This window comes from Nonlabens sp., from assembly GCF_965660805.1.
Taxonomy (GTDB): Bacteria; Bacteroidota; Bacteroidia; order Flavobacteriales; family Flavobacteriaceae; genus Nonlabens.
Genome location: NZ_CBFIBE010000005.1, coordinates 1 through 12,904, shown reverse-complemented (window position 1 = coordinate 12,904; position 12,904 = coordinate 1). Strand labels below are relative to the sequence as shown.

At 37.5% G+C, this 12,904-nt stretch carries 8 protein-coding genes; 5 read left to right on the top strand and 3 right to left on the bottom strand.

Annotated elements, in window-relative coordinates; all coding sequences use genetic code 11:
• Window positions 1-49 precede the first annotated feature (49 nt).
• Complete coding sequence (gene aspS / locus ACTF48_RS02410; RefSeq protein ID WP_438961542.1) at window positions 50-1,798, top strand: aspartate--tRNA ligase; 1,749 nt, start codon at window positions 50-52, stop codon at window positions 1,796-1,798.
• Between the two features lie 272 nt (window positions 1,799-2,070).
• A complete protein-coding gene (locus ACTF48_RS02405) occupies window positions 2,071-2,313 on the top strand; it encodes a hypothetical protein (RefSeq protein ID WP_438961541.1) in 243 nt (80 codons plus the stop codon).
• 1 nt (window position 2,314) lies between these two features.
• Here ACTF48_RS02405 and ACTF48_RS02400 read toward each other — a convergent pair whose 3' ends face one another.
• Window positions 2,315-2,761, bottom strand: coding sequence for a nucleoside deaminase (locus tag ACTF48_RS02400; RefSeq protein ID WP_438961540.1), 447 nt, complete (start codon window positions 2,759-2,761; stop codon window positions 2,315-2,317).
• A 176-nt stretch (window positions 2,762-2,937) separates the two neighbouring features.
• Here ACTF48_RS02400 and ACTF48_RS02395 point away from each other — a divergent pair, with 176 nt between their 5' ends.
• On the top strand, window positions 2,938-4,704 hold the full coding sequence (locus ACTF48_RS02395; RefSeq protein ID WP_438961539.1) for a 1-deoxy-D-xylulose-5-phosphate synthase: 1,767 nt from the start codon (window positions 2,938-2,940) through the stop codon (window positions 4,702-4,704).
• Here ACTF48_RS02395 and ACTF48_RS02390 read toward each other — a convergent pair.
• Window positions 4,697-7,528: a T9SS type A sorting domain-containing protein gene (locus ACTF48_RS02390; RefSeq protein WP_438961538.1), complete on the bottom strand. Its 2,832-nt coding sequence runs from the start codon at window positions 7,526-7,528 to the stop codon at window positions 4,697-4,699. The genes ACTF48_RS02395 and ACTF48_RS02390 overlap by 8 nt on opposite strands.
• 35 nt (window positions 7,529-7,563) lie before the next feature.
• Window positions 7,564-8,901, bottom strand: a complete 1,338-nt coding sequence (gene dgt, locus ACTF48_RS02385; protein ID WP_438961537.1) for a dGTP triphosphohydrolase — start codon at window positions 8,899-8,901, stop codon at window positions 7,564-7,566.
• A 157-nt stretch (window positions 8,902-9,058) separates the two neighbouring features.
• On the opposite strand from dgt, the gene ACTF48_RS02380 reads away from it, so the two are divergent.
• Together ACTF48_RS02380 and ACTF48_RS02375 are read left to right on the top strand one after the other, a co-directional pair.
• Window positions 9,059-11,794 (top strand): carboxypeptidase-like regulatory domain-containing protein, encoded by a 2,736-nt coding sequence (locus ACTF48_RS02380; RefSeq protein WP_438961536.1) that lies wholly within the window; start codon window positions 9,059-9,061, stop codon window positions 11,792-11,794.
• Window positions 11,795-11,884: 90 nt separating this feature from the next.
• Window positions 11,885-12,904: hypothetical protein (locus tag ACTF48_RS02375; protein ID WP_438961535.1), on the top strand; the 1,020-nt coding region annotated here is incomplete at its 3' end.

The following is a 12,904-nucleotide window of genomic DNA, read 5'->3' as shown; positions in this document are numbered from 1 at the left end:
GCCATCTGTAAAATCGGCTTATTTTTGCAACTTCAATAGATGGATAATTATGTATAGATCACACGATTGTGGTAGCCTGCGAGCTAGCGACGTAAATAAAGAAGTAACACTTGCCGGCTGGGTTCAAAAGAGCCGTGATAAAGGTTTTATAGTTTGGGTAGATTTAAGAGACCGTTATGGAGTGACGCAATTACTTTTTGATGAAGAGCGCACTGAAAAAGCCCTCATAGAAAAAGCACAGAAATTAGGTCGCGAATTTGTGATTCAGGTTAAAGGAACCGTGATAGAACGCGAATCTAAAAATGATAAAATGCCTACTGGCGCTATTGAGATTCTAGTAAAAGAGCTTGATATACTTAGTGAGTCTAAAACACCGCCATTTACCATAGAAGATGAAACTGATGGTGGCGAGGAATTGCGCATGAAGTATCGTTACCTAGATATACGTCGTAATCCAGTACGTGAGAATTTGATATTCCGTTCACAGGTAGCTATGGAAGTGCGTAATTTTCTAGCAGGTCGTGATTTTGTAGAGGTGGAAACTCCAGTATTGATTAAATCCACGCCAGAAGGTGCTCGTGATTTTGTTGTGCCATCACGTATGAATGAAGGACAGTTTTATGCCTTACCACAATCGCCACAAACTTTTAAGCAATTGCTTATGGTAGGTGGACTGGATAAGTATTTTCAGATTGTAAAATGCTTCCGTGATGAGGATTTACGTGCAGATCGCCAGCCAGAGTTTACACAAATAGACTGCGAGATGTCTTTTGTAGAACAGGAAGATGTATTGAACATCTTTGAAGAAATGACACGTCACTTATTAAAGAAAGTTAAGAATGTAGACGTTACCGATTTTCCACGCATGACTTATCGAGAGGCGATGGAGAAATATGGCAATGATAAACCAGATATCCGTTTTGGGATGGAGTTTGGAGATATTTCCGCTTTCGCGAAAGCGAGAGACTTTAAAATCTTCAATGAAGCAGAACTAGTCGTAGGAATCGCAGTTCCTGGCGGCGCAAGTTACACACGTAAAGAAATCGATAAATTAATCGATTGGGTAAAACGTCCACAAATAGGTGCGTTAGGTATGGTGTATGTAAAATGCAACGAAGACGGCAGTTTTAAATCAAGTGTAGATAAGTTCTACTCTCAAGAAGATCTAACACAATGGGCAGAAGCGACTGGTGCAAAAGCCGGCGACTTAATATGCGTGCTTTCTGGACCAGCAGATAAAACACGTGGACAGTTAAGCGCACTGCGCATGGAACTAGCAGAACGTCTAGGACTGCGCGATCCAGAAGTATTTGCTCCTTTATGGGTAATTGATTTCCCATTACTAGAATGGGATGAAGATACTGAAAGGTATCATGCGATGCACCACCCATTTACATCGCCTAAGCCAGAAGATATTGATAAGCTAGAAACAGATCCTGGAAATGTGCGTGCCAATGCCTATGACCTAGTAATGAATGGTAACGAGATAGGTGGTGGATCAGTAAGGATTTTTGATAAGAAATTACAAGCCTTAATGTTTGACCATTTAGGATTTACACCAGATGAGGCGAGAGCGCAGTTTGGATTCCTTATGGATGCTTTTGAATATGGCGCGCCACCACATGCTGGACTAGCTTTTGGTTTTGATAGACTAGTTTCTATTTTAGGTGGTCAGGAAACGATTAGAGATTTTATAGCTTTCCCTAAAAATAATAGTGGTCGCGATGTGATGATCGATGCACCAGCAGCTATAGATCAAGAGCAGTTAAAGGAATTGAACTTGAAGGTGACGTTGTAGTTGAGCGCTTTGAGTTCGATGATTTTTTGTTCCAGTTCGAGCGAAAGTCGAGAACGATTTGAGTTTTTTGAATATCGAATATCAAATATCAAATATCGAATATTGATAAAGGAATACAGAATGTCGAAAATTTTGAATAGTACCAATTAACACTATAGGTAATTTACGAGTCTTACTTTTGTATTGGGGAAAGGCTTCGGCTTTAATATTATATTAGAAACACCCATCGCAGCCTTTCCTCAAGGGAAGGAGTGATTTTGAAATAACATATCATGGAAAATAAAATACTACGTATATCCCTAATAGGTTTTATCATCGCGCTATGTGTAGGGTTTTATTATATCTACAGTGGTGATGTAGATGACTATTATTTAGGGCAAAAGATTGTAGGCTGTGCGACTTTATTTCTATTCTTTATTCTTATGCCGGCGTTTTTAATTGTGCGTTACCGACATAAAAAACTCAAATCTTTCATCTGGAATCCTGATGTATTGAAGGATGATGAAGAGGAATAAATTACATTTTCCTTTTCCTTTCAAAAAACTTATTTAATATCTCACTACATTCATTTTCTAAAACACCAGAAACTACTTGGGTTTTGGGATGTATGGTAGTTCCCATAGCACGGTAACCTCGTTTTTCATCACTAGCGCCGTAGACGATGTTAGAGATTTGTGACCAGTATAAAGCACCAGCGCACATCTGGCAAGGTTCTAGGGTTACATACAGCGTACAATCTTTTAAATATTTACCACCTAAAAAACTAGCTCCAGCGGTAATGGCTTGCATCTCAGCATGTGCGGTAACATCAGTTAGCGTTTCTGTGAGGTTATGACCTTTGGCAATGATGCGGTTATTAGTCACAATAACAGCACCTACAGGAATCTCATCGCGATCAAAAGCAGTTTGTGCTTCTTGCAATGCTTTTTTCATAAAATACTCGTGGTCGTAGGGTTCTATCATTTTACAAATGTAAGTCTAAGTTGAAATCTAAGTTTAAGTTTATAAACCTATTGTAAAAACGTAGTAAGTTGTTATCAATGAACTGAAACCTGAAACCTAAACTAAATTTGAAATATTCTAAATATCAAGTTCAAGTTCAAGTTCAAATTCGAGTTCTTTTCAAGTATCTTTGAGCCATGTCTAACATGCTACTTACTCAAATTAATTCTCCGGCAGATTTAAAACGCTTTCGCGAAAGCGAATTAAAAACAATCGCCCAAGAATTAAGAGCATTTATCATTGATATCGTAGCGACCAAAGAAGGACATTTAGGTGCTAGTCTAGGAGTTACTGAGTTAACGATAGCGCTACATTATGTATTCAATACACCAGATGATATACTGGTTTGGGATGTAGGACATCAAGCTTATGGACATAAAATACTCACTGGTAGACGTGATGTTTTTCATACCAATAGAGAATTAGATGGAATTTCTGGATTTCCTAAACGTGAAGAAAGTGTGTATGACACCTTTGGTGTAGGGCATAGTTCTACTTCCATAAGTGCTGCACTGGGAATGGCTATGGCCAGTCAGTTAAAAGGCATGGATAGAAAACACATTGCTGTAGTAGGAGATGCCAGTATTGCTAGTGGGATGGCTTTTGAGGCGCTTAACCATGCTGGAGTGAGCGGTGCAGATTTATTAGTCATTCTTAATGATAACGCCATAGGGATAGATCCTGCGGTAGGAGCGTTAAAAGATTATCTGACTAAAACTAAATCTGGTAAGGAAACTGGACAGGACAATATATTTGAAGCTTTAAATTTTGATTATTCAGGTCCTATTGATGGTCATGATCTGGATGTTTTAATTCCAGAATTACAACGTCAGAAAACCTTAAATGGACCACGATTATTACACGTTCGTACCACAAAAGGTAAAGGTTTAAAACAGGCCGAAATAGACCAAGTACGTTACCATGCACCAGGAAAATTTGATAAAATTACAGGAGATTTAACACCTAGTGATACGAGTGCATTGCCTCCTAAATTCCAAGATGTTTTTGGTCATACCATAGTAGAACTAGCTGAGCATAACGAGGATATTATAGGCATCACGCCAGCCATGCCTACGGGAAGTTCGCTCAAAATTATGATGGATGCCATGCCAGATCGTGCCTATGACGTAGGAATTGCCGAGCAGCATGCCGTAACACTAGCCGCAGGAATGGCTTCTCAAGGGCTAGTCCCATTTTGCAATATCTATTCTACTTTTTTACAACGCGCTTATGATCAGGTGATTCACGATGTCGCGTTACAAAAATTACCGGTCATTTTTTGTCTAGATCGTGCGGGAATCGTAGGTCAGGATGGAGCTACGCATCATGGTAATTTTGATCTTGCTTATTTGAACTGTATTCCAGATTTGATAATTGCCGCACCTATGGACGCTATAGAGTTGCGCAATATGATGTATACCGCACAATTGGGCATGGATTTACCTATGGCGATTAGATATCCGCGAGGTCGTGGTCGTATTTTAAACTGGCAAGTACCTTTTCAAGAACTTGAAATAGGCAAATCACGAGTGATTCATAAAGGTTCTAAAATTGCCATTATATCTATAGGTACTATAGGTGCTATGATAGATGATTTGATCAGAGATAATAACCTTGAAATTACACAGGTAGATATGCGATTTTTAAAACCGCTAGATACTGAAAGGCTGGATGCTATTTTTGAGCATCACGAGCACGTGATCACTATAGAAGATGGAACGATTATAGGCGGTTTAGGCAGTGTGATTGTTGATTACGCTTCTGCGAAAGCGTATAAAAACAACATTTACAAGCTAGGAATCCCAGATCAGTTTATACAACATGGTCCCACAGCAGACTTGCATAAAATAGCAGGAATAGACCGTGAGACCGTATTGAGATTGATAAAAAAATTATCTATTTGATGATCATTTTTAGGTTTTGATGATAATTTCCAGATGCGATGCGCACTATGTAAACACCACTTGCAGCATCTTTAATACTAATCTCTTTTTGGTTAGCAGTAAGGGTCCTTTTTTTATGATACACTTCTTGGCCGCTTAAATTATAGATCGAGACTTGAGTATTATTAAGTTCTATATCTGAAACGAGATATAAAGTTCCATTATTTATGGTAGGGAACAGCTTTACTTGATTTTGAGCCCTACGTGACTCTTCAAAACCTAGTGTGTTAAATTTACCTGTAAACATACCACGACCATGGGTACTGGCAAGAATGGTGTTATCGCTTACCCTTAAATCTAGGTCCACTACTTTTACGCTAGTCATTCCATTGTTAGTTTGTGTCCATGTAGGGCTTGTGCTATTAAAGTTACCCGTTACATAAATACCTTCTTCAGTTCCTATAATAACCTCTTCTGTAAGTAAGGGGTTTTTAAGAATGGTTTTTACTGGAATGTCTGGTAAATTACCTTCTTTACTTGTCCATGTTGTTCCTCCATCAGTAGAATGCCATATACTATCTACCCCATAATTATGCATGGTCACAAGTATTTCCTGTTCTGTAAAGCCTAGTTCAATGTCTGATACAGAACCTAAGAATTGACTTCCCGATATATCAGTCCATGTAGGTATTGAAGTATTTGCATTATCTACTCTTATTAATTTAGAGTCTACCGTTCCTATAAATAACCTAGAAGAAGAAGTGGTTAAAGGTGAAACCTTCATAGCTGTAGGTCTTGAATTACTTATTGAAGAGTCGGTTATAGTATTACAATTTGCAGAATTAGCTCCTAAGGAACAGGCTAGAATACCATTTGCACCATTGAAAGTCTGACCATTTGCAAAGAAAAAGTCTAAGTTTTCATCTAGCTCTGCTACGTTGATAAAATCTCCTCCAGAGCCTTGAGAAATAGCATATAAACTACCTGTGCCAAAAAGACTATTTATGGTACTTCCTGGTGGTATTGGGTAATTTACATAAAGGTGTGTTTGTCCAGTAACTGATAAAACAACATAATTTCCATCCTTATCTATATTAGTATAAGCACCATCACCACCTATGGGATCAAAGAAAGTTGCTAAACCGTTTGCAGGAGCATCATTAGTTATTTGAGAGCCATTATCTTGAGTACCGCCAGCAAAATCATCACCATCTGTAATATCAGTATCTGCTATGTCACCGTAGTAGAACTGAGTTACATTAAAACTATTATTTCTATTTGCGATACTATTAGGATTTGAAGAAGCTGTAGAAAGTGCACTTGCATAAGAAACACCACCGTCAGAACCTACAAGGGCTTGATCATTATTTCCAGGTCTAAAAGTGAGGGAATGAATATCTGCATGAACAAATGGGACATTTAAGCTATTAAGATTAGGGCTGTTAGACCATTTTGAGATTTGACTCCACGATGTTCCACCATTTACTGAGCGATGTAGATCGATTCCACCGGCATAGATAATTTGGTCATTAGTAGGATCCACTTCAATTACTAGATCATAGAAAGCCTGACCTCTGGTAAAGTCTGTAGCTGGAATACCATTATCAGCATCAATAGGTTCATTCATTGCCGTAATAGTTGCCATTTTATCATTTGAGACATATAAATCTGCTCCAGCGGCAGCCTCTACAGCGGCATAAATAAGATTTGCATTACTAGATGAACTTGCTAGTTCTATGCGATCTGTAGAAGGTATTACCTGATTAAGTGTCCAGGTAATACCATCATTACTGGAATAAACTCTTCCGCCGCCTTGACCTAAACCAGATGACGCAATACTACCGAAGTATAAAGTATTATCTGCTCCTATTTCAAAATCATTAGGTGTTACATATAGGGTTAAACCAGAAAAGTTAAATGACATGGATGTGTTTTCAATTCTGTTCCACGTTGCACCATTATCTATGCTACGATATAATCCAGCATTTTGCGCTCCTAAAATGTTTGATGGATTTCCTATGTTACCATTAGGCGCGCCATAAAAAATAGATCCTATACCTACGTAAATTTCGCTCAAACCGTTATTATCTCTGATAATAATGTCATTAACATTAAAAATACCAGATTTAAATAAAGAACTACCACCACTTACAGTTCCAGGTCCAGCTGGTTGAATATTTACTTGGTTCCATGTAACGCCACCATCTGTAGTTTTATAAACACCATTCCCTACTGCGGCACCTTGAGCATATTGTTCTCCAGTTCCTATGTACATGTTTAACGGATTATTAGGATCTATGGCATAAGTGTTTACACTTAAATCACCTGCTACTCCTGGAACGATAGTCCAGGGCGAGGCAGCGCTAGTAATATCATTATTAACCCATAATCCACCACCTACACCACCAGCAAATGCTCTGTTATAATCTATACCATCGCCATTATGAACTCCTACATCATTAGGGTCAAAAAAAGCCACTCTAGTTCTACCACCAGTATTAAAAGGACCTCTTTCTTGCCATGGAGTTGCATTAGTTCCTGGTGCTGCTTTAGGGCTTAAGGAACTAGGTGTGGTAGATTCTACCAGAAAAGGAGTAGGAATTCCTAAGGATGGATTCATGGTAAGTTCCCATTCTCTCTCATTATAAGCACTAGGCGGTAATCCTAGTTCTTTACGTTTCTCTTTAGATAGGTTTTTAGTCTGAGCAAAAGGACTATTTGCTAGAAAATCTTTATGAATTAGGCGTTTAGCCTCCATTAGGTCATTAGGGGCTTTACTATTTGTACAACCGACTACGGATAATAGTAAAGTAGTGATAATGAAAAGATTTATAATTTTATTCATGAGGCTGTTTTTAGACCTTTTAAAGATATAAATACTTAAGGTTTGATCGCACCATTGATAACACTAAAGAGCTGTAGCGCACGACTATCTGTTAAGGACGCGACATAACCACAGGCATTAAGCATGCGTTCATACATAGATTCTGTATCGCATTTTAAGCCGCTGCAAGTGTTTAGTATTAATTTATCATAAGCTGTTTTATGACCTTCTAGATCATTTATAGTAGCCGTAACAACAGCATGTAGAATGTCAGTAAGGATTTTATAACCTGCGATTTCCTTTTGAATCACCTCATCATTACGGTACACTTTATCTACGGTAATAGCAAGAATGTCATCTATTTGCGGTTTAAAAACTGATTTATCTGTAAGGGCATGTTTAAAAGTTCCATTTAATATAGCCTCTTCATTTTTCATGAAGACATCTACACAATCGGTTATTAAATTATTGATGGCAAGTGATCTTAAATAAGTCAGCCTTTCTGAAGTCGTGGAAAGCTTAGAGTAAACTTCAGACTTGATGTTTTTACGTACCAGATTGATGAGGTATTCCAGAGCAAAATCTTCGGCAATCCAGCCTAGATTAATTCCGTCTTCAAAATCTATGATCGTGTAACAAATATCATCTGCGGCCTCTACTAGATAGGTAAGTGGATGCCTCATGTAAGGCTCAGCACTACCTGCTGCGTTTTTAATTCCTAGTTCTTCTGCGACATCCTTAAAATGTTCTAAGTCTGCTTGAAACACACCAAATTTCTTCTGTGAGATATGATCTGTAGGCTTTAATGGTAAGGATTCTTTAGGGTATTTTGTAAAAGCTCCTAGAGTTGCATAAGATAATCTCACACCACCAGGAGTTCCAGGAGAATCTAGATTGAGAAGTCGGTAGCCATTTGCATTTCCTTCATAATCTATGAGATCTTGTTGCTGCTTTCGCGAAAGCGTATTCATAAAACCTTTACCGTTACCACTAGAAAAGTAACTACCTATAGCTTTTTCTCCACTATGTCCAAAAGGAGGATTACCAATATCGTGAGCTAAAGAAGCAGCAGCAACGATGGCGCCAAAATCCTGCATTTTATAACCAGCTGCCACGAGTTCAGGGTGTTTTTCTAAAATGCGCTGACCTGCCATGCGTCCTAAAGAGCGACCTACTACAGATACTTCTAGACTATGAGTTAAACGCGTGTGTACAAAACCTGTTTGACTCAATGGAATTACCTGGGTTTTATCTTGTAAACTGCGGAAATGCTGCGAGAAAATCACACGATCGTAGTCTACTTCAAATCCTAAACGTAGCTCGTCTTGTGATTTACGTGGTCTAGGTGCGGTGTCTCCATGGCGTTTTAAAGAAAGTAGGTGTTCCCAGTTCATAGTAGTAGTTTAAAGCTGCAAGATAAGAAGGCTATTTCATAAAATTGCGTTGCTCCTATTTACCATTTCTTAACAATCAAATAGAATATAGTTAATATTCAGATAACCTAATAGAGTAGTTTATAGACGTTTCTTTGCAAATTATAAATAACCCATAATGAATAAGTTAGTTTACATTTTATTTTTTCTTATCACTGCAATCACATCTGCTCAAAACGGAACCATTGCTGGAACCATTATAGATAAAGATTATAATGATGAGCCTGTTGCGTTTGCTTCTATTCAAGTAAAAGGAACGACCAAAGGTGCACAGTCAGACATGGATGGTAAATTTACCATTTCCATCGCTCCAGGTACACATACTCTAATTGTAACGTTTGTAGGAATGCAAACAGTAGAGATGCCAGTTACTGTTACCGCTGGCAACACAACTAATGTGCAAGTTCCTATGGTGGCAGAGGCTGCTGCCCTAGATGATATAATTATTACCGTAACTAAAACACGTGAAAGTGCCGCTGCTCTAATAGAAGAAAAGAAAAAAGCGGTGACTATAGTTCAATCTATAGGTGCTGAGGAGCTTTCTCAGAAAGGTGTGAGCGATGCTGAAGGTGCGGTTACTAAGGTAAGTGGTGTATCAAAGCAACAAGGTGTAAAAAATGTTTTTGTAAGAGGTTTAGGTGACCGTTATAACTCTACATCTTTAAATGGATTACCGCTACCATCTGAAGATCCAGAATATAAGAACATAGCTCTAGATTTCTTTGGAACAGATTTAATTGAGTCAGTAGATATTAATAAAGTGTTTACCTCTGAAATAGGAGCTGACGTTGCAGGTGCAAACGTAAATATAGATTTAAAAGGTCTTAGCGGTAAAAAGGATCTAGCAGTTAGTGTTTCTACAGGAGCAAATATGCAAACTTTAGGTGAAGACTTTAAAGGAATAGATGGCGAAGGTTATTTTGGGTTTAGCGATGCTGAGTTGCCAGTAAACAACTTAAATGTCTACAGTTTTGATAATAATCTAGCAGCTACTAATCAGAATAATTTAATCAACTTAGGTCTTTCTTTAAAAGGCGGAAAAAGATTTGATATAGGGGATAATTATTTAAATGTTTATGGATTACTAACCTTTGATAATGGGTATAGATTCATAGATGGTACGATACGTAATACGGGTAGTACAGGTAGAATATTCTTAGACCAGGACTTTGAAAAGTATCAGTATGAAACTTCACAAATAGCTCTCGGAAATTTGAAATATAATTTTGGTAAGAATAATATAGAATGGATTTCCATGTATATCCATAAAAACACACAGAGTTTTGAAGACTATAATGGTATTAATAATCCAGAGCAAGATGGTGACCTAGTTTATGTTAATAGACAACAAACTAATGATAATAACCTTTTTGTAAACCAGTTGTTAGCTCATTATGAATTCTCTGATCGTCTCGAACTAGATATTAAAGCATCTTTTAACGCTTTAAGAGGTAGTGAGCCAGATCGTAGAAATTTTGAATACTTATTAAGAGATGGGTTCTTTTCTCCTAACATAGATTCTGGTGGTAACAACCAGAGATATTTCAGTAAAATTCAAGAGAACGATTATAATGCAAACTTCAATTTAAAGTATGATTTAAATAATAATGAGGAAGATGATCGTTTGAACTACTTCACTGTAGGTGGAGATGTGCGATGGACACACCACGTATTCCAAGCGACTATTTTTAATCATACGTTTGACACTCGTATCGCAATAGATATAGATAATCCAGATACTGTTTTTAATCAGCCTAATGTTAATAACGGAAACTTTAGACTGGAAACGGGTCGTGGTAGTGCTATTAATCCTCAGTCGTTTAATCCTTTCTATTACATAGGTGATAAAGTGTTATTTGCAGGGCAAGGTAATTATGTGAAAGGTTTAACAGATAAGCTATTGCTAAATGCTGGATTGAGATTTGAAAATGTTTCTCAAGAAGTAGAGTACGATACTAACATCGCAAATAGTGCAAATGAAGGACTAGCCGAAATTAATGAAAATCTGTTTTTACCTAGTTTAGGGTTTAAATATTCTATGGATGATAAAAACATTTTCAGATTAGCTGGTAGCCAGTCTTATATCATGCCTCGTTTTAAAGAAATCGCTCCTTTTAGATATGATAATCCTGGAGGTACAGCTACACAAGGAAATAGAAACTTAGAAATATCTAAGGTGTCAAACTTTGACCTAGCTTATGAATTCTACCCTGCAAAAGGTGAGTTAGTTTCATTAACAGGTTTCTATAAAGTTATTGATAACCCTATTGCACGTACCGAGATTCCAAGTGGTGGAAACACACTTACTTACCTGAATGTAGGTGATCAAGCAACGGTTTTAGGTTTAGAATTTGAGTTGCGCAAAAACATATTTGAAAAGGAATTGCCAGCTGCTGGTTATGATGTGAGTCGTTCAAATAAGTTTGCCTTAGGACTAAATGCTTCATACATTCATAGTGAGCAAGAACAAACTAATTCACTAGCTCAGTTTACTAATGCTACAAGTCAGTTACAAGGAGCAGCGCCTTTCTTAGTAAATTTTGATTTGAATTATAACACTTATATAAATAAGAGCAGCATTAATACTGCCCTAGTATTTAATTACTTTACAGAAAGAGTTTACTCAGTAGGGACTAGAGGTTTTGAGAATATTAATGAAATAGGAGTTCCTACCTTAGACTTCATAGGTTCCATAGGCTTAACAGAGAATAGTAAACTATCACTTAAAGCTCGAAACCTATTGAACCCAGAGTATCGATTAGAAAGAGAAGGTAGTGGTGGATTAGGTAACGTTATCTTAAGCCAGTATAAACGTGGAATTGACATTAGCTTAGGATACAGCTACCAGTTTTAAAACTTTGGTAAAGTACACTTAACATCAATTACAACCTTAGGTTCTTTCTTTGTCACAACTAAAAAAAGAACTTAATTAATTTAAAACATCATGAAAAAATTATCATTTTTATTAGTAGCTATTATAGCAATTTCATTTACGTCTTGTGAGACAGATGATATTAACATTGTAGGTGGTGGAGTTCAAGATAACTTTGTGTTATCTGGAAACCTTACTGAAAACACAACCTTAAGCGCAGGTAATCCCTATGTGTTAAATGGGCCTTTATTTGTAAAAGATGGAATAACCTTAACCATAGAAGCTGGAACCACTATTACTGCCCAGGCAGGAGGAACTTCTGTTTACCTTTTAGTAGAAACAGGTGGTAAACTTATAGCAAACGGTACTGCAGCGTCTCCTATTAGATTTACAAGCACACAACAATCACCAGCCGCATGGGGTGGAATTATCTTAAACGGAAAAGCTTTAATCTCAGGTCAGGCAGCAACAGGTAATGAGGCTGGAACCGAAGTAAATGCAAGTTTATTATTTGGTGGAACTGATGATGCAGACGATTCTGGATCTATGCAATATGTAATCATTGAGTATACTGGTGCTCGTATCGATGGTGAAGCAGAGCATAACGGTCTTACTCTTAATGGTGTAGGTTCTGGAACTACGTTATCAAACATCTGGATCGCAAATGGTGATGATGATGGGATCGAGTTCTTCGGTGGGTCTGTAAACGCAGATAATATCTTTGTATTAAACGCAAAAGATGACATGTTTGACTTCACACAAGGATATAGAGGTACTTGTACTAATTTATATGGAATACGTGAAAACGGTTATAACGCTGTAACTTCTGATCCTAGAGGTATTGAGGCAGATGGTAACTTAGATGGTAATTCACCTACTGATTTAAACCAGTCTGATTTTACGATCAATGGATTAACCATACGTCATGAAGCTAGTACAGTAGATTTCTCTGACTTAATTAAAGTGCGTCGTGGCGCTACAGCAACTATAACAAATGCCTTTGCATCTACTACAGGAACAGCAACAGCGTCTGATTTTATAGACCTTGAAGATTCAAGAGGAGACTCAAACGTAGCAACTTCTATAGATGCT

Bases quoted from the DNA above. Each gene is read 5' to 3' on its own strand.
- aspS (WP_438961542.1), top strand. From the start codon at position 50: ATGTATAGATCACACGATTGTGGTAGCCTGCGAGCTAGCGACGTAAAT.
- ACTF48_RS02405 (WP_438961541.1), top strand. From the start codon at position 2,071: ATGGAAAATAAAATACTACGTATATCCCTAATAGGTTTTATCATCGCG.
- ACTF48_RS02400 (WP_438961540.1), bottom strand. From the start codon at position 2,761: ATGATAGAACCCTACGACCACGAGTATTTTATGAAAAAAGCATTGCAA.
- ACTF48_RS02395 (WP_438961539.1), top strand. From the start codon at position 2,938: ATGTCTAACATGCTACTTACTCAAATTAATTCTCCGGCAGATTTAAAA.
- ACTF48_RS02390 (WP_438961538.1), bottom strand. From the start codon at position 7,528: ATGAATAAAATTATAAATCTTTTCATTATCACTACTTTACTATTATCC.
- dgt (WP_438961537.1), bottom strand. From the start codon at position 8,901: ATGAACTGGGAACACCTACTTTCTTTAAAACGCCATGGAGACACCGCA.
- ACTF48_RS02380 (WP_438961536.1), top strand. From the start codon at position 9,059: ATGAATAAGTTAGTTTACATTTTATTTTTTCTTATCACTGCAATCACA.